The 17,042-nt window shown below is 72.0% G+C and carries 19 protein-coding genes; 5 read left to right on the top strand and 14 right to left on the bottom strand.

The window, feature by feature from the left end; genetic code table 11:
• Window positions 1-194: 194 nt before the first annotated feature.
• Together LZG04_RS06915 and folP are read right to left on the bottom strand one after the other, a co-directional pair.
• Window positions 195-1,097, bottom strand: a complete 903-nt coding sequence (locus LZG04_RS06915) for a glucosyl-3-phosphoglycerate synthase (protein ID WP_233814336.1) — start codon at window positions 1,095-1,097, stop codon at window positions 195-197.
• Window positions 1,097-1,966, bottom strand: a complete 870-nt coding sequence (gene folP, locus LZG04_RS06910; protein WP_233814334.1) for a dihydropteroate synthase — start codon at window positions 1,964-1,966, stop codon at window positions 1,097-1,099. The genes LZG04_RS06915 and folP overlap by 1 nt, the downstream gene beginning before the upstream one ends.
• 119 nt (window positions 1,967-2,085) lie before the next feature.
• On the opposite strand from folP, the gene LZG04_RS06905 reads away from it, so the two are divergent.
• From LZG04_RS06905 to LZG04_RS06895, 3 genes are read left to right on the top strand one after another with little or no spacing between them, the layout of a single operon-like run.
• Entirely contained in the window at window positions 2,086-3,576 is a 1,491-nt protein-coding gene (locus tag LZG04_RS06905; RefSeq protein WP_233814332.1) for a CocE/NonD family hydrolase, read from the top strand.
• Window positions 3,577-3,622: 46 nt separating this feature from the next.
• Window positions 3,623-3,994: a DUF3224 domain-containing protein gene (locus LZG04_RS06900; RefSeq protein ID WP_233814331.1), complete on the top strand. Its 372-nt coding sequence runs from the start codon at window positions 3,623-3,625 to the stop codon at window positions 3,992-3,994.
• On the top strand, window positions 3,987-5,030 hold the full coding sequence (locus LZG04_RS06895) for a DNA glycosylase AlkZ-like family protein (protein ID WP_233814330.1): 1,044 nt from the start codon (window positions 3,987-3,989) through the stop codon (window positions 5,028-5,030). Before LZG04_RS06900 ends, LZG04_RS06895 begins: the two co-directional genes overlap by 8 nt.
• Here the strand turns inward: LZG04_RS06895 and LZG04_RS06890 are convergent.
• The 3 genes from LZG04_RS06890 to dapE are packed head-to-tail and all read right to left on the bottom strand — an operon-like array spanning window position 5,023 to window position 7,410.
• Window positions 5,023-5,559: a TIGR00730 family Rossman fold protein gene (locus LZG04_RS06890; RefSeq protein ID WP_233814329.1), complete on the bottom strand. Its 537-nt coding sequence runs from the start codon at window positions 5,557-5,559 to the stop codon at window positions 5,023-5,025. The genes LZG04_RS06895 and LZG04_RS06890 overlap by 8 nt on opposite strands.
• Complete coding sequence (locus LZG04_RS06885; RefSeq protein WP_233814328.1) at window positions 5,556-6,320, bottom strand: TIGR00730 family Rossman fold protein; 765 nt, start codon at window positions 6,318-6,320, stop codon at window positions 5,556-5,558. Before LZG04_RS06885 ends, LZG04_RS06890 begins: the two co-directional genes overlap by 4 nt.
• 10 nt (window positions 6,321-6,330) lie before the next feature.
• Window positions 6,331-7,410, bottom strand: a complete 1,080-nt coding sequence (dapE, locus tag LZG04_RS06880; protein ID WP_233814327.1) for a succinyl-diaminopimelate desuccinylase — start codon at window positions 7,408-7,410, stop codon at window positions 6,331-6,333.
• Between the two features lie 25 nt (window positions 7,411-7,435).
• Here dapE and dapD point away from each other — a divergent pair, with 25 nt between their 5' ends.
• On the top strand, window positions 7,436-8,407 hold the full coding sequence (gene dapD, locus LZG04_RS06875) for a 2,3,4,5-tetrahydropyridine-2,6-dicarboxylate N-succinyltransferase (protein WP_233814326.1): 972 nt from the start codon (window positions 7,436-7,438) through the stop codon (window positions 8,405-8,407).
• Window positions 8,408-8,552: 145 nt separating this feature from the next.
• On the opposite strand, the gene dapC is transcribed toward dapD, so the two are convergent.
• Both dapC and fdxA read right to left on the bottom strand, forming a co-directional pair.
• The gene (gene dapC, locus LZG04_RS06870) at window positions 8,553-9,641 is read right to left on the bottom strand and encodes a succinyldiaminopimelate transaminase (RefSeq protein WP_233814325.1); all 1,089 of its coding nucleotides are present in this window, start codon (window positions 9,639-9,641) and stop codon (window positions 8,553-8,555) included.
• A 2-nt stretch (window positions 9,642-9,643) separates the two neighbouring features.
• Window positions 9,644-9,970 (bottom strand): ferredoxin, encoded by a 327-nt coding sequence (gene fdxA, locus LZG04_RS06865; RefSeq protein WP_233814324.1) that lies wholly within the window; start codon window positions 9,968-9,970, stop codon window positions 9,644-9,646.
• Window positions 9,971-10,116: 146 nt separating this feature from the next.
• Between fdxA and LZG04_RS06860 the strand changes: the two genes are divergently transcribed.
• Window positions 10,117-10,854, top strand: a complete 738-nt coding sequence (locus LZG04_RS06860; protein ID WP_233814323.1) for a GNAT family N-acetyltransferase — start codon at window positions 10,117-10,119, stop codon at window positions 10,852-10,854.
• On the opposite strand, the gene LZG04_RS06855 is transcribed toward LZG04_RS06860, so the two are convergent.
• From LZG04_RS06855 to LZG04_RS06825, 7 genes are all read right to left on the bottom strand, one after another.
• Complete coding sequence (locus LZG04_RS06855) at window positions 10,830-11,558, bottom strand: hypothetical protein (protein WP_233814322.1); 729 nt, start codon at window positions 11,556-11,558, stop codon at window positions 10,830-10,832. The two genes, LZG04_RS06860 and LZG04_RS06855, sit on opposite strands and share 25 nt — an antisense overlap.
• Window positions 11,539-11,931 carry a hypothetical protein gene (locus LZG04_RS06850; RefSeq protein ID WP_233814321.1) on the bottom strand — a complete coding sequence of 131 codons (393 nt, stop codon included), beginning with the start codon at window positions 11,929-11,931 and terminating at the stop codon, window positions 11,539-11,541. The genes LZG04_RS06855 and LZG04_RS06850 overlap by 20 nt, the downstream gene beginning before the upstream one ends.
• Window positions 11,928-12,767, bottom strand: a complete 840-nt coding sequence (gene mshB, locus LZG04_RS06845; RefSeq protein WP_233814320.1) for an N-acetyl-1-D-myo-inositol-2-amino-2-deoxy-alpha-D-glucopyranoside deacetylase — start codon at window positions 12,765-12,767, stop codon at window positions 11,928-11,930. The genes LZG04_RS06850 and mshB overlap by 4 nt, the downstream gene beginning before the upstream one ends.
• A 72-nt stretch (window positions 12,768-12,839) precedes the next feature.
• Entirely contained in the window at window positions 12,840-13,907 is a 1,068-nt protein-coding gene (locus LZG04_RS06840) for an ABC transporter ATP-binding protein (protein ID WP_233814319.1), read from the bottom strand.
• On the bottom strand, window positions 13,904-15,091 hold the full coding sequence (locus tag LZG04_RS06835; RefSeq protein ID WP_233814318.1) for an ABC transporter ATP-binding protein: 1,188 nt from the start codon (window positions 15,089-15,091) through the stop codon (window positions 13,904-13,906). The genes LZG04_RS06840 and LZG04_RS06835 overlap by 4 nt, the downstream gene beginning before the upstream one ends.
• Window positions 15,088-16,047, bottom strand: coding sequence for an ABC transporter permease (locus LZG04_RS06830; RefSeq protein WP_233814317.1), 960 nt, complete (start codon window positions 16,045-16,047; stop codon window positions 15,088-15,090). Before LZG04_RS06830 ends, LZG04_RS06835 begins: the two co-directional genes overlap by 4 nt.
• Entirely contained in the window at window positions 16,040-17,038 is a 999-nt protein-coding gene (locus LZG04_RS06825) for an ABC transporter permease (protein ID WP_233814316.1), read from the bottom strand. The genes LZG04_RS06830 and LZG04_RS06825 overlap by 8 nt, the downstream gene beginning before the upstream one ends.
• Window positions 17,039-17,042 lie beyond the last annotated feature (4 nt).

Genomic DNA, 17,042 nt, shown 5'->3' with positions numbered 1-17,042 from the left:
GAGCCGGTCGAGGGCCTGGCGGTCGACCACGGCGACGCCGTGCTGCGCCGCGTCCTCGACCACGCCCGCGGCACGGTCGTGCTGGTCACGCACCGGCTCGCGCCCCTGGTCGACTTCGACCGGGTCGTGGTGTTCGAGGACGGCCGCGTCACGCAGGAGGGCACGCACGCGGAGCTGGTGTCGGCGCCTGGCCACTACCGCGACCGCTGGAGCACCGAGCGCATGGCGGGCCGGTCCTCGGCGGGCACGTCCACCGGCGACGGCAGCCACTCGCCGTCGAACGGCACGAACTGCGTCAACGTCGACGAGGCCACCGGCACGCCGCAGCGGCGCAGCGCGGTGACCGCGATCTGAGCCGCCATCGGCCCGAGCTGGCGCAGGTCCCGGTTGCGGTGCTTGCGCACACCCAGGTTGACCTGCGCGATCCCGTCCAGGCCGTACCGGGTGTGCGCGTCGAGCAGCAGGCCGATCTCGACGCCGTAACCGGGCGCGAAGGGCACCGACTCCAGGAACTCGCGCGTGCCCCCGTACTCGCCGCCCAACGGCTGCACGACCCCCGCCAGGTCCGGCCGCAGGGCGTTGAGCAGCGGCCGGGCCGCCAGCTCGGTGACGCGGCCGCCGCCGGTGCTCTCCAGCCGCAGCGGCCGCCGGTAGAAGCCCTTCACCAGGTGCACGCCGGCGCGGGTCAGCAGCGGGCCGAGCAGGGCGGGCACGAAGTCCGGGTCGGGGTCGACCAGGTCGGAGTCGAGGAACACGACCAGGTCGCCGGTGGTGGCGGCGAGCGACCGCCACAGCACCTCGCCCTTGCCTGGCCGGGGTGCCAGCTCGGGCAGCACGTCGGTCCGCTGGACGACCCGCGCGCCGGCCGCCGCGGCACGGGCCGCGGTGTCGTCGGTGGAGCCGGAGTCCATGACGACCAGCTCGTCCACGAGGGTGCCCAGCAGCGGGCGCACGACGGCCACGACGTCGCCCACGGTGGCTTCCTCGTCCAGCGCGGGCAGCACCACGCTGATCGTGCGGTCGCCCTTGTGCGCCACGAGCTCCTCGATGGTCCACTGTGGACTCTGCCAGGTGTTGGCGGCGAACCAGTCGGCCATCAGGCCAACGCCCTCAGCACGCGGGCGGGCGGGCGCGTGCCCGCGATGCTGGCCACCATCTCGACCACCCGCCGGGTCTGCCGCACCTGGTGCGCCCGGAACACCTTCGCGCCGGCCCACGCCGCCACCGACGTCGCGGCCAGCGTGCCGTCGACCCGGTCCTCCAGCTCCGCGCCCAGGGTCTCGCCGACGAAGTCCTTGTTCGACAGCGCCATCAGCACCGGCCACCCCGTGGCCACCAGCTCGTCCAGCCTGCGCAGCAGCTCCAGGCCGTGCCAGGTGTTCTTGCCGAAGTCGTGGGTCGGGTCGATCAGCACGCCCTCGGCGGGCACGCCCAGCGCCACCATCCGCTCGGCCCGCCCGACCAGCTCCGCGGTCACGGACGCGACCACGTCGGCGTAGCGGACGCGGTGCGGGTCGGTGCGCGGCCCGAGGCCGCCGGTGTGCGAGCAGACGATGCCGACGCCGAACTCGGCCGCCACCTCGGCCAGCGCCGGGTCCGCGCCCGCCCACGTGTCGTTGATGAGGTCCGCGCCCGCCTCGCACACCGCGCGGCCCACCTCGTGCCGCCACGTGTCGACGCTGATCACCAGCTCCGGGTGCCGCTCGCGGACCGCCGCGACGAACGGCACGACCCGCCGCGCCTCCTCGGCGGTGTCCACCACCTCGCCCTTGGAGCCCGCCCGGACACCGCCGATGTCGACGATGTCCGCGCCGTCGGCGACCGCCCGGTCCACCGCGGCCATGGCGGCGTCGTCGGAGAACGTCGCGCCGCGGTCGTAGAAGGAGTCGCGCGTCCGGTTGACGATCGCCATCACCAGCGCGCGATCCCCGGCGACCTCACGTGAACCGAACCGCATGAACGGCATCGTGCCACGTCGCCTCGCACGGTGAGCTGCGTCACAGACTCCTGCTACCCGTGAGTAAGGTTCGTGTTTACTCGCCGGTAACACCCTGCGTGATCCCGGTCACGGTCAAGGAGGACCTCGTGCGCCGATCACTTCCCCTGCTGCTCGCCACCGTCCTGGCGGTCCTGCTCGCACCGCCCTCCCAGGCCGCGCCCGGCTTCGCGGTGGCGTACCGGACCATCCCCGGCGAGGGCGGCACGCCGCTGAAGGCCTTCGTCGTCACCCCCACCGGACGGGGCAGCGGGCCGTTCCCGCTGATCGTGCTGCCGTCGAGCTGGGGCGTGAACAACATCGAGTACGTCGGGGCGGCGGCCAAGCTCGCCTACCAGTCCGGCTACTCCGTGATCAGCTACACCTCGCGCGGCTTCCACGACTCGGCGGGCGAGATCGACGTGGCCGGGCCCGACACCGTGGCCGACGTCAGCCGCGTCATCGACTGGGGCCTCGCGCACGCCGGCGGCGACCCGGCCCGCGTCGGCGTCGGCGGCATCTCCTACGGCGCCGGCCAGTCGCTGCTGGCCGCGGCGCGCGACCCGCGGATCAAGGCGGTGACCGCGCTGAGCACGTGGACCGACCTGGCGCGGTCGCTGTACCCGAACGAGACGGTGAGCGCGCAGGCCGTGGAGCTGCTGCTCGCGGCCGGGAAGCTCACCGGGCGGCCGGGGCCCGTGCTGCGCGACGCCGAGGCCGCCTACCGGGAGGGCCGGTTCGCCGACGTGCTGCCGATCTCGCCGCCGCGCTCCCCCGCCACGCACGTGTCGTCGATCAAGGCGGCGGTGATGATCGGCAACGCGTGGAACGACGGGCTGTTCGCGCCCGGCCAGATCACCGACTTCTTCGGCGCGTTGACCGGGCCGAAGCGGCTGATGCTGTCGCCGGGCGACCACGCCACGGCCGAGCTGTTCGGCGCGGCCGGGCTGCCCAACGAGGTCTGGACGTCGGTCGGCCGGTGGTTCGACCACCACCTCAAGGGCGAGGCCAACGGCATCGACCGCGAGCTGCCCGTGCAGGTCAAGCCGAACAACGGCGGCGACTGGCGGGCGTACCCGTCGTGGGCGGCGGCCACCGCGCGGACCCGGACCGTGCCGTTGAGCGCGGACCGCATCGGCGCGGGGTGGCCCACCATCGCCGAGAGCGGCACGGTGCTCGTGTCCGGCGCGTTGCAGGGCTTCCTGAAGCTGCCCGTCGGCGTGTCCACGCCGCTGATCGACCGGGGCGCGGCGGCGGTGTGGCACGGGCCCGTGCAGTGGAGCGCGACGACGGTGAGCGGCACGCCCCGCGCGCACCTGACCGTGACGCCGAGCGCCGCCCGGACCACGCTCTACGCCTACCTGTACGAGGTGAACGCGCTCGGGCTGGGCGCGCTGGTCACGCACAAGCCCGTGACGCTGACCGGGACCGCGACCCGCGCGGTCGACCTCGACCTGGAGCCCGTGGTGTGGCAGGTGGCCGCGGGCAACCGGCTGGTGCTGGTCGTGGACACCGTGGACGCCCGCTACCAGGGCTCCAGCGCGCTCGGCTCGACGGTCGCGTTCGGCGCGGACTCCCGGCTGGACGTGCCCCTGGGCTGAGGGTGCCTGACAGCAGGTGACAGGAACACCTGCGAGTATCGCCCGCATGGAATCGAAGGCGACGTTCAAGATCACCCGATGGGAGCAGACCGTCTACGACGAGGCGGAGCCGCAGCTGGGCCGGGCGCTCGTGGACAAGGCGTACCGCGGGGCCATGGAGGGCACCAGCACCGCCGAGCTGACGATGTGCCAACCGTCGGACGGCTCGGCGGGCTACGTGGGCACGGAGCGGTTCGTCGGCACGCTGGAGGGCCGGTCGGGGACGTTCGTGCTCCAGCACGGCGCGATCATGTCCCCGGCCGGCGAGCAGTTCTGGGGCCACGTCGTGCCCGGCTCCGGCACCGGTGAGCTGGCGGGCATCTCCGGCACCGCCCGGCTGGAGCACGAGCTGATCACCCTGGACGTCGACCTTGGCTGACCGGGAACGGGTGATCGCCTACCGGGTCGCCGCGCACCAGTTCGACCGCACCGTCACCGGGGCGGCCGACCTGCGGGTGTTCGACCTGGGCTTGCAGGACTCGGAGCGGTCGGCGGTGCCCGCGCTCGCCGCGCGGCTGGAGCGGGTGCCCGACCTGGGCGCGTTCACGCTGACGTGGAGCGTGCGGGGCGCACCGCACTGGCACCGGGCCGACGAGGTGCCGTCGCTGGCGGCCCGGCTGTGGCCGTTGAGCGACGCCGACGCGCTCGCCCGGATGAACCGGCCGCCGGTGGCGGACGGCCTGGCGGCGCTGCGCGAGGTCGCGGTGGCGTTGCGGGAGGTGGTGACCCGGCCGATGACGAAGGGCGAGGCGTCGTCCCGGCTCACCGCCAAGGTGCGCCCCGAGCTGACCGCCTGGTGCCGGGGCTGTGAGGCCACGCACGTGCTGGACCCGGTCTTCCGCCTGGCCGTGCTGCCGGCCGGGCTGCGGTTCGACCCCGCGGAGAAGACGGTGACGTTCGTGCCGCTGGAGGGCCGGCGCGACGTGCCGGCACGCAGCGCGGGTTTCGCCGCGCTGATCAGCGACTACCTGCGGCTGCACGGCCCCGCCGGGCCGTCGGAGGTCGCGCACTACTTCGGCGCGCCGGTCCGCGACGTCAAGGACGCGTGGCCGGACGACCTGGTCGCCGTGTCCAAGCGCGCGTGGCTGCCCGCCGACCGGATCGCGGCGTTCGAGGACCCGCCGGAACCCGAGGTGGTGCGGCTGCTGCCGCCGCTGGACCCGTACCTCAACGCCCGCGACCGCGACCTGCTCGTGCCGGACAAGGCGCACCAGAAGCAGGTGTGGCGCATCCTGGGCCGGCGGGGCGCGCTGCTCGTCGACGGCGAGGTCCTCGGCACCTGGCAGGCCAAGGCGGCGGGCTCCCGGCTGGAGGTGAAGGTCTCGCCGTTCGTGCCGCTGGACGTGGACATGTTCGCCGAGGAGGCCGCGCGGCTGGCCGCCGCACGGGGCCTCGACGGCGCACGGGTCAGCTAGCGCAGGCGTCCAGCGCCGTCTCGACGTCGTCGGTCACGACGAGGGAGTCCAGCGCGAACGGGGACACGAACCCGCGTTCGCGCAGCTCCCCCAGCCAGGAGACCAGGCCGCGGTAGTGGCCGTCGACGTCGAGCACGACCACCGGCTTGGCGTGCATCGCCAGCACCCGGGCCGTCCAGACCTCGAACAGCTCCTCGCACGTGCCGATGCCGCCCGGCAGCGCCAGGAACGCGTCGCCGTGCGCCTCCATCAACGCCTTGCGGTCCCGCATGGTCTCCACGACCAGCAGGTCGTCGGAGTCGGTGTCGGCCACCTCGCGGTCCACCAGGCCGCGCGGGATCACGCCGGTGGTGCGGGCGCCGCCCTCGCGGGCCGCCCGCGCCACCGCGCCCATCATCGCCGTGCGGCCGCCGCCCCACACCAGCGACCAGCCGCGGGCCGCGATGCGCCTGCCCACGTCGGCCGCCAGCTCCAGGTAGCTGTCCGGGACCGTCCGCAACGACCCGCAGTACACCGTGACGGCGGTCAATGCGCGTCCGCCCAGGCCTTGTGCGCGTCGTTCACCACGCGCACCGCGTCGTCGATGTCGTCGGTCAGGTGCAGCAGGTCGAGGTCCTTCTCGCCGACCTTGCCGCTGTGCAGCACCGAGTCGCGCACCCAGTCGTACAGGCCCTGCCAGTAGGACTTGCCGAACAGCACCACCGGGAACTTGGTGACCTTCTTCGTCTGCACCAGGGTCAGCGCCTCGAACAGCTCGTCCAGCGTGCCGAACCCGCCCGGCAGGCAGATGAACGCCTGCGAGTACTTGATGAACATGGTCTTGCGCACGAAGAAGTAGCGGAAGTTCACACCCAGGTCGACCCACGGGTTCAGGCCCTGCTCGAACGGCAGCTCGATGCCCAGGCCGACGGAGAACCCGCCCGCCTCCGAGCAGCCCCGGTTGACCGCCTCCATCGCGCCCGGACCGCCGCCGGTGATCACCGCGAACCCGGCCTCGGCCAGCGCGCCGCCCAGCTTGCGGCCGATCTCGTACTCGGGGTGGTCGCGGCCGGTGCGGGCCGAGCCGAACACCGTCACCGCGCTCGGCACCTCGGCCAGCGCGCCGAAGCCCTCCACGAACTCCGCCTGGATGCGCAGCACCCGCCACGGGTCGGTGTGCACCCAGTCGCTGTGGCCGCGCGAGTCCAGCAGCCGCTGGTCGGTGGTGGTCAGCTCGTCGCGGCGGCCGCGGCGCAGGACGACCGGCCCGCGCTGCTTCTCCCTGGGGTGCTCGTCCACGCTGTCCGTCATTGCCGGGAGTCTAGTGGCGGGCCGGGTCGCGGCTGAGGAAGCGGCGCAGGACGTCGACGCACCCGTGGACCTGGTGCACCGGGACGTGCTCCTGCTGCGTGTGCGCCAGCGTCGGGTCGCCCGGCCCGTAGTTCACCGCGGGCATGCCGAGGGCGGCGAAGCGCGCCACGTCGGTCCAGCCGAGCTTGGCCACGGGCGTGCCGCCCGCCGCTTCGACCAGCTCACGGGTGATCGGCGCGGTCAGCCCGGGCGGGGCCGCGGGCGAGCTGTCGGTGACCGTGACGTCGTAGCCCTCGAACACCTCCCGCAGGTGCTGCTCGGCCTGCTCGGGCGTGCGGTCGGGGGCGAAGCGGTGGTTGACCGTGAGCACGGCCTCGTCCGGCACGACGTTGCCCGCCACGCCGCCGTTGATCCGCACCGCCTGGAGGCCCTCGCGGTACAGGCAGCCGTCGATCTCGACCTCGCGCGGCCGGTACGCCTCCAGCCGGCGCAGGACCTCGCCGATGGCGTGGATCGCGTTCACGCCCATCCAACCGCGGGCGGTGTGGGCGCGGACGCCCTTCGTGCGGATGTCGATGCGCATCGTGCCCTGGCAGCCCGCCTCGATCGTGCCGTTGGACGGCTCGCACACGATGGCCAGGTCGCCGTGCAGCCACTCGGGCAGCTCGCGTTCGACGCGGCCCAGGCCGTTGCGGACGGCTTCGACCTCTTCGCAGTCGTAGAAGATGAACGTGAGGTCGTGGCGGGGGTCGGCGACGGTGGCGGCCAGGTGCAGCATCACCGCGTCGCCGCCCTTCATGTCGACGGTGCCGCAGCCGTGCAGGACGCCGTGCTCCAGCCGGGACGGCAGGTTGTCGTTGATCGGCACGGTGTCGAGGTGGCCCGCGAGGACCACGCGGGCCGGGCGCCCCAGGTTCGTGCGGGCCAGCACGGTGTTGCCCGACCGCGTGACCTCCAGCGCGGTCTGCTCCTTCAGGGCCCGTTCGACGAGGTCGGCCAGGTGGGCTTCGTCGCCGGAGACGCTGGGCGTGTCGACCAGCGCGGCGGTCAGCTCGACGGGATCGGCGGCGAGGTGCAAGGTGTCGGCCACCCGGCGCACGTTACCGTTGGCACCCGTGAGCACCGCAAACCCCACCGGCGCGTACGGCGTCGGACTCGCCACCGTCACCCCTACCGGCGCTGTGCTGGACACGTGGTTCCCGTCGCCGTCGCTCGGGACCGCGGAGCCCGGTGTGGCGCTGCTGTCGTCCGCCGAGGTCTCGGCCGAGCTCGGCGAGGCCGCGGCCAAGCAGCTCGGCGCGGACGCCGAGCGTGACGTCGAGGTCGTCGGCGTCCGGGTCGGCATCGGCTCGCTGGCCGACGCGCCCACCTCCACCTACGACGTGTGGCTGCGGCTGCACCTGCTGTCGACGCGGCTCGTGCGGCCGCACGGCGCGAACCTCGACGGCCTGTTCGGGCTGCTCAACAACGTGGTGTGGACGAACTTCGGGCCGTGCGCGGTGGAGGGGTTCGAGCAGACCCGGCTGCGGTTGCGGGCACGGGGGCCGGTGACCGTGTACGGGATCGACAAGTTCCCCCGGATGGTGGACTACGTCGTGCCGACCGGGGTGCGGATCGCCGACGCCGACCGCGTGCGGCTGGGCGCGCACCTGGCGTCCGGCACGACCGTGATGCACGAGGGTTTCGTGAACTTCAACGCGGGCACGCTGGGCACGTCCATGGTGGAGGGCCGCATCTCCGCCGGTGTCGTCGTGGGTGACGGCTCGGACGTCGGCGGCGGCGCGTCGATCATGGGCACGCTGTCGGGCGGCGGCAAGCAGGTCATCTCCATCGGCGAGCGGTGCCTGATCGGCGCGAACGGCGGCGTGGGCATCTCGTTGGGCGACGACTGCGTCGTGGAGGCGGGCCTCTACGTCACCGCGGGCACCAAGGTCACCGCCGCCGACGGCACCGTGGTCAAGGCGGGCCAACTGTCCGGCGTGCCGAACCTGCTGTTCCTGCGCGACTCGACCACCGGCGCGGTCAAGGTCCTCCCCCGCCACGGCCAGACCGTCGCCCTGAACGCCGCCCTCCACACCAACGACTAACCCGAGAGTCCTACGTTCGGAACGCGAGAGTCCTACGTTCAGCACCCCCGAGTTCAACACTCGGCCATACCGGGCGGTCGGTCGAGTGTTGAACTCGGAGGTCGCGAACGTAGGACTCTCGCGGCGTGAACGTAGGACTCTCGGGTCAGGGGGTCAGGCGGGTGGCGGCGGTGGTGATGCGGGAGTCGGTGGCGGTCAGGGCGATGCGCACGTGGCGGTCGCCCGTCGGGCCGTAGAACGTGCCCGGCGCGGCCAGGATGCCCCGGTCGGCCAGCCACGCGATCGTGTCCCACGCGTTCTCGCCGCCCCGCGTCGACCACAGGTAGAGGCCGGCCTCCGAGTGGTCCACGGTGAACCCCGCCGCCGTCAACGCCGGCAGCAGCACCTCGCGCCGCGCCCGGTACCGCTCACGCTGCTCAGCCACGTGCGCGTCGTCGTCCAACGCCGCCGTCATCGCCGCCTGCACGGGCCGCGGCACGATCATCCCGGCGTGCTTGCGCACCTCCAGCAACGACGCCACCAACGCCGGGTCGCCCGTCACGAACCCCGCCCGGTACCCGGCCAGGCTGGACGACTTCGACAACGAGTGCACCGCCAGCACCCCGTCCAACGCACCGCCGTTGACCGACGGCAGCAGCACGGACACCGGCGACGCCGTCCACGACAACGCCAGGTAGCACTCGTCGGACGCGACGACCGCGCCGACCGCCCGCGCGTCCGCCACCGCCCGCGCCACCTGCTCGGCCGACAGCACCCGACCGGTCGGGTTGGACGGCGAGTTCAGCCACACCAGCGACGTCCCGGCGGGCGGCGGCTCACCGTCGGCCAACCGCACCACCGAGGCCCCGGCCAGCCGCGCGCCGACCTCGTAGGTCGGGTACGCCAACGCCGGGATGGCCACCACGTCGCCCGGCCCCAGCCCGAGCAACATCGGCAGCCACGCCACCAGCTCCTTCGACCCGATGGTCGGCAGCACCGCCGCCGGGTCGAGCCCGGTCACGCCGTGCCGCCGCGCCAACGCGCCGACGACCGCCTCCCGCAACGCCGGCGTGCCGTGCGTGGTCGGGTAGCCGGGCTGGTCGGCGACCGTGCCGAGGGCGTGCCGGATCACCTCCGGGACCGGGTCCACCGGGGTGCCGATGGACAGGTCGACCACGCCGTCGGGGTGCGCGCGCGCCTTGGCGGCGTGGTCGGCCAGCGAGTCCCAGGGGAAGTCCGGGAGCCTCCTGCCCAACGTCACTCGTGCGACGCCTGCGGGGGCAGGGCCTTGATGAACGGGGGGTCGGCGCTGACCTTGCCGACCTTCGAGGCGCCGCCGGGGGACCCCAGCTCGTCGAAGAAGTCCACGTTGGCCTTCGTGTACTCCTTCCACTCGTCCGGCACGTCGTCCTCGTAGTAGATGGCCTCGACGGGGCACACCGGCTCGCAAGCGCCGCAGTCCACGCACTCATCGGGGTGGATGTAGAGCATCCGGTCGCCTTCGTAGATGCAGTCGACGGGGCACTCTTCGATGCACGCCTTGTCGAGCACGTCCACGCACGGCTGGGCGATCACATAGGTCACTGCGCTCTCCTGCTCTTGTTCTGGTCCACACCGCGCAAGCCGGAGAGTACGCGGCGGAGTCGATTGTCCAACGCCCAGGCCGGCCTTATCAGCACCGTGCTCCAGCTCACAGACCACCGCCCACGCGCGCGGGGCACGATGCGGGGGTGCAGCGGGTGACCGAGCTGGAGCAGCGGTGCGCCGACGCGTGGCCGGCGCTGGTCGACCGGCCGCTCGGCCAGTGGCGGCTGCGCGCCGCGGGCGGCTTCACCGGACGTGCCAACAGCGCCCTGACCACGGGCGATCCCGGCATCCCGGTCGCGGACGCGCTCCGCGAGGTGATCGACTTCGCCGGCGCCAACGGGATCAAGCCCGCCGCGCACGTGGTGGTCGGCGCGCCCGCGGAGGCCGGCGTCGAGGCAGCCGGCTGGCGGGTCGATGTGGATCACCCGGGCGGCGCGGAGTCGCTCGTGATGACGGGCCTGCTGGATGGGTTCGCCACCCCGAAGGCAGCCGGCGTCGACATTTCGGGCACCCCGGCTCCCGGATGGTGGGAGCTGGCCGCCCAACCCGTTCCCACGCCCGCGCAACGGCACGTGCTGACGTCCGGCGACCGGGTCGGCTTCGGGTCGGTGGTCCGCGACGGCCGGGTGCTCGCCGCCGTGCGCGGGGCCGTCGTCGGCGACCTGCTCCACGTGGCGCGGCTCGCCGTGCGGCCCGAGGCACGCCGGCTCGGCCTGGCACGCCTGCTCATGGGCGGCCTGGCGGCGTGGGGCGTCGAGCGGGGCGCGACGACGTGCGCGTTGCAGGTGGCCGAGCACAACAAGCCCGCGATCACGCTCTACGAGTCGCTGGGCTGCGTCGAGCACCACCGCTACCGCTACTGGGTGTCGAACCACGCGTAGGCGGCCGTGCGGACCCGTTTCAACGCCGAGCGCTCGCCGAAGTAGTCGCCCACCACGCCCACCACGGGCAGCATGCCCAGCGCCTGGTGGTACAGCCTGCCCTGGGGACGCTTGTCCAGCTCGTCCTCCAGCTTCCACAGGACCTTGGCGAGCTTCCAGATGGTCGCGCCGATCGCCCGGAACGTGGACCGCTCCCGCAGCTCCTCGGTCAGCTCGGCGGTCTGCTCGTCCTCCTTCTGCCGGTCCACGGGCAGCCCGTCGACCTCGCGCTGGAACAGCACGTGCGCGAGCAGCCGCACGCGGTCCTCGGTGGAGGTGAACCCGTGCTCGCCCGCGATCGCCGACAGCAGCAGCCCCTGGCCGGCCGCGCCCAGCGCGGACTGGATCGGCAGCCGGTCGGCCAGCACGCCGCCGATGCCGGGCAGCGCCGCCACCAGCGACACCACCCGGCCGACCCGGTTGAGCCAGAACTCGTCGCGCTGGAGCACGTCCATCCGCGCCCACGCGGCCGTGCCGGGCACCTTCACCGCGGCGAGCTGGTCCCACAGCTTGTCCACGAGCGTGCGGTCGGCGTCCCGCTCGACCTCGCGGTCGCGCAGGCCGAGCAGGTTCACGTCGCGCAGGGTGTCCAGCAGCGGACCGGTCGCCCGCACGAACGGGCGCAGCGCCCGCACGACGTCGGAATCAGTGATCGCCTCCGGCACGGGCCGCCCTCCCCATGTGCGCGCCCACCGCGATGGCGCTCGGCAACGCGCCCCCGGCGAACAGCACCAGGGTGCGCCAGTCGTTGAGGAGTACCACGTCGCCGCCCGGTCCGAACAAGCCGAACAGCAGCAACGTGCCCATCCACACCAGCAGCGGCGACACCGCGCCCACCGTGCGGCTCGCGTGCCGCGAGGCGGCCAGCACGAGCAGCGGCGTGGTCACGACCGCGACCACCACCGTGACCGGGAACGGCAGGTCGTCCACCCGCGGCAGCAGCGTGCCGTCCAGCCGCAGCGGCAGGAAGAACAGCTCCAGCACGGCGAGCACGAACGCCGCCGCCGCGATCGCGACGAGCGCCAGGCGATCGCTCAATCCAGCCCCCCGAACAGGTCTGTCTCCGCGCCCTCGGCGGGCCCCTTGGCCAGCACGTAGTACTCGGCCTGCACGACGGGCTGCGCGATGCCGTTGGACAACGCGTAGCAGGCCCGGCCCGCGCCGTCCTGCCACACGCCGACCTGCGTGGAGTGGGCGCGCAACGCCCGCAGCTTGGCGACCAGGTGCTCGGAGATGTCGATCGTGGTGGTGATGTCGGCGTCGTCGGTCACCGGCAGCTCGCCCTCGGCGGGCAGCCGCCACGGCAGGTCGGGGATCTCCGCCAGCGCCGCCGCGCCCGCCTCGGTCGCGGCGCGGGACGTGACGGCGTGGAACACGCGGTCCACGTCCGTCGCCGCCGCCATGGTGATCTGGTGGGCGCGGATGTGGTCGGGGTGGCCGTAGCCGCCGAACGCGTCGTAGGTGACGACGACGTGCGGCTTGACCGACGAGATGATCTCGGCGAGGGCGGCGACCTGCTCGTCGAACGAGCCGTTGACGAACGCGCGCGGGTGGTTGTTCGCCTCGACGCCCGCCATCCCGGAGTCCCGCCAGCGGCCGATGCCGCCGAGGAACCGGTGGTCGGTCACGCCGAGCGCGGCGCACGCCGAGCGCAGCTCCGCGACCCGGTACCCGCCGAGCTGGTCGGCGTTGGCCGCGGTCAGCTCCTGGAGCGCCGGCGGGATGATCTCACCCTCCTCGCCGAGGGTGCAGGTGACCACGGTGACGTGCGCGCCCAACGCCGAGTAGCGGGCGATCGTGCCGCCCGTCCACAGGCTCTCGTCGTCGGGGTGTGCGTGTACCAGGAGCAACCGTGGTGGAGCAGTGAGCGTCACCGGATGAGAGTAATGGGCCGCCGCCGCGCGAAGTGCCACAAGGGTCACGTCACGCGGCGGCGGCCGTTGCGCTCAGCCGACGAGGGAGGGCGCGACCTCGGCGAAGTGGCACGCCGAGAGCGTGCCCGCGCCGTCACCGCGCCGTTCCAGCTTGGGCTCCTCGACCGCGCAGATGTCCTGCGCCTTCCAGCACCGGGTGCGGAAGCGGCAGCCCGACGGCGGGTTCACCGGCGACGGGACGTCACCGGTGAGCACGATCCGCTGGCGCTGCCGTTCGATCTTCGGGTTCGGCACCGGCACCGCGGACAGCAGGGCCTGCGTGTACGGGTGCATCGGCCGGGCGTAGATCTCCTCCCGGTCACCGATCTCGATGATCTTGCCGAGGTACATCACGGCGACCCGGTCGGAGATGTGCCGCACGACCGACAGGTCGTGCGCCACGAACAGGTAGGCCAGGCCCAGGCGCTCCTGCAGCTCCTCGAGCAGGTTCACCACGCCCGCCTGCACCGACACGTCCAGCGCGGACACCGGCTCGTCCAGCACCACGAGCTTCGGGTTGAGCGCGAGCGCGCGGGCGATGCCGATGCGCTGGCGCTGGCCGCCGGAGAACTCGTGCGCGTACCGGTTGCGGTGCTCCGGGTTGAGGCCGACGAGCTCCATCAGCTCGTTGACCCGCGCCTGCACGTCCTTGCCGGAGCCCTCCGGCATGCCGTGGATCTTGAACGGCTCGGAGATCAGCTCGTTGATCTGCCACCGGGGGTTCAGCGACGCGTACGGGTCCTGGAACACGATCTGCATGTCCCGCCGCACGCCCCGCAGGCCCTTGCCGCGCAGCTTGGTCAGCTCGCGGCCCTCGAACTTCACCGAGCCCGACGTGGGCTTGTGCAGCTGGAGGATGGCCCGACCGGTGGTGGACTTGCCGCAGCCGGACTCGCCGACCAGGCCCAGCGTCTCGCCCGGGTAGAGGTCGAAGCTCACCCCGGACACCGCCTGGACCTGCCCCACCGTGCGCGGGATGATGCCGCCGCCGCGCACCGGGAACGACTTGACCAGGTCCTTGACCTCCAGCAACGGCGTCTCGCCCGGACGTCCGCCCGACGCGAGGCCACCGGCCTGGGGGTTGATGTCAGTCGACGTCATGAGGTCGGCTTCTCCTCTTCGTGCAACCGAGCTTCGACCACGTCGAGGTCCTCGCTCACCGGGATGTCCGGGTTCGCCATGGTCAGCGACGCGGGGTTCTCGACCACGCCGATCTCGTCGTGGGCGAACAGCCGCTGCGGGTTCTCGATCGTGGCCAGGTGCGCGGAGCGGTGGCACCGCGCGAAGTGGCCCGGCCGGTCGGTCTCCAGCAGCAGCGGCTCGGTCTGGCGGCACTCGTCGATCGCCAACGGGCAGCGGGGCGAGAAGGAGCAGCCCTGCGGCAGGTTCATCAGCGAGGGAGGGGCGCCCTTGATCGGGGTGAGCCGCTTGCCCAGCATGTTCGGGTTCGGGATCGAGCCGAGCAGGCCCACCGTGTACGGCATGCGCTGCGCCTCGAACACCTCGTCCACGGTGCCCTGCTCGACCACCGTGCCGCCGTACATGACCTGCACGCGGTCCACCATGCCCGCCACCACGCCCAGGTCGTGCGTGATGACCATGATGCCCGCGCTCGTCTCGTCCCGGATGCGCAGCAGCGTGTCCAGGATCTGCGCCTGCACGGTCACGTCCAGCGCCGTGGTCGGCTCGTCCGCGATGATCACGTCCGGGTCGTTGATGATCGCCATGGCGATCATCGCGCGCTGCCGCATGCCGCCGGAGAACTCGTGCGGGTACTGCGACGCGCGCCGGTCCGGCTGCGGGATGCCGACCAGCTCCAGCGCCTCGACGGCCTTGGCCCAGGCGGCCTTCTTCGACACGTCGTGGTGCGCCCGGTGCGCCTCGGCGAGCTGCCAGCCCACCGTGTACACCGGGTTCAGCGACGTCATCGGGTCCTGGAAGATCATCGAGACGCCGTTGCCGCGGATCGGCTGCATCTGCTTGTAGGTCAAGCCGACCAGCTCGCGGTCCTTGAACTTGATCGACCCGCCGACCTTCGCGGTCTTGGGCAGCAGGCCCATGATCGCCATCGACGACACCGACTTGCCGGAACCGGACTCGCCCACGATGCCCAGCACCTCGCCGGGGCCGAGGGTGAACGACACGTCCCGCACCGCGTGCACGGTGCCGTCGTCGGTCGGGAAGTCCACCGACAGGTTCTCCACGCGCAGCAGCTTCTCCGCGCCACCCGTCGTGTTCTGCCAGGCCGAGGACTCGGGAGCACCCATCACGTCCACCTCACTCATGCCTTCACCCTCCTCTGCCGCGGGTCGAAGGCGTCCCGGAGACCGTCGCCGATGAAGTTCACCGCGAGCGAGATCAGCACGATGAACACGAACGGCGTGAAGAACAGCCACGGGTGCAGCGTCAACTCGTTCTTGTTCAGGCTGATCATCAGGCCCAGCGACGTGTCCGGGCTCTGCACGCCGAGGCCGATGAACGACAGCGCGGCCTCCAGCAGCACGGCCTGCGCGATCGCCAGCGTGGCGTTGACGATGATCACGTCCACGGTGTTGGGCAGGATGTGCCGGAACACGATGCGGAACGTGGACGCGCCCAGCGCGCGGGCCGCCTCCACGAACTCCTTCTCGCGCAGCGACAGCACCATGCCGCGGATGACCCGGGCGATCGACAGCCAGCCGATCAGGCCCAGGTAGAGCGCCACGATCAGCCAGTTGCTGCCGCCGCTGCCGCCCGCCACCGACACCACGAAGCTGTTGCGCACCAGCACGGCCGCGATGATCAGGCTGGGGATCACCAGCAGCAGGTCGATGAAGCGGCTGATCAGCGTGTCGACCCAGCCCTTCATGTACCCGGCCACCGCGCCCAGCACCACGCCGATGACGGTGGACAGCACCGCCACCACGATCGCGATCTGCAACGAGAACTGCGTGCCGCGGATGATCAGGGCGACCATGTCGCCACCCAGCCGGTCCGTGCCGAACGGGTGGTCGCCGCTGGGCGGCAGGTACCGCTTGAAGCCCAGGTCGGTGTAGCTGTACTTCCAGAACAGGCCGCCGAAGAAGGCGAACAGCACCAGGACCACGAACAGGACCAGGCCGACCAAAGCCGCCCGGTGCCGGGTGAACCGGCGCAGGATGACCTGCCACTGCTTGCGCGCCGTGGTCGTGTCGAACGTGCTCGCCTCGCCGCCCGACTGGGGCGCGGGCGCCTGCGCCACGGGGGAACCGATCTCAGTCAAGGCGAATCCTCGGGTCCAGGAAGGCGTACAGGATGTCCGCGATCAGGTTGAACACGATGATGAACACGGCCGTGAGCATCATGAAGCCGAGCACCTGGTACGGCTCGATCTTCGTGATGGCCTCGACGATGAACTTGCCCATTCCGGACCAGCTGAAGACCGTTTCGGTGATCACCGCGCCACCGAAACCGGCGCCGATGTTGAGCGAGGAGACCGTGATGATCGGGATGAGCGCGTTGCGGAACGCGTGCCGGAAGATCGACCGCGCTTCCGAGATGCCCTTCGCCTGCGCCGTGCGCACGTAGTCGGCGTTCAACGTCTCCAGCATCGAGGCGCGCTGGAAACGGCTGTAGAGCGCGAACTGGATGACCACCAGCGAAATGGTCGGCAGGATGTACGCGCCGCTGTACTGGAACACCTGCTGGCCGAAGCTGCCGCCGAACCCGTCACCCGGCGGACCCGCCGTGATGATCCAGCGGTCGGCGCCGATGGACTCCAGCCAGTTGTTCAGCTCGATGCCACCGGCCTTGAGCACCAGGGCCACGCAGAACAACGGCATCGAGAACATCGCGAACGATATTCCCGTCGCCGTGTAGTCGAATATCGAGTACTGTCTCACCGCGCCGATGACGCCGACGACGATGCCGAGCAGCAGCGCGATGAGCTCCGCGCCGAGGATGAGCCGCAGCGTCACGCCGAACGCCTTGAGCAGCTCTTCCTTGACCGGTTTGCCCGCGTTGCCGGGGACGACGGACTCGCCCCAGTCGCCGGTCACGAAGTCGCCGGCCCAGTCGACGTAGCGCTCCATGAACGGCTTGTTGTAGCCCGTCCGCTCGTACGCGGCGGCGATCTCCGCCGGTGTCCGGGGCTTCTGGAGCTTCCACTCGCCGAGGGGATCGCCCATGGCGTTGACGAGACCGAAGCAGAGGAATGAAGCGACGATCAACAGCGGAATCGAGATCAACAACCGCCGGATTATGTAACGGAACATGACG

Origin of the sequence: Saccharothrix sp. S26, from assembly GCF_021390395.1 — a bacterium.
Lineage (GTDB): Bacteria > Actinomycetota > Actinomycetes > Mycobacteriales > Pseudonocardiaceae > Actinosynnema.
The sequence above is the reverse complement of the archived record's forward strand: the minus strand, read 5'-3'. Positions and strand labels throughout refer to the sequence as shown.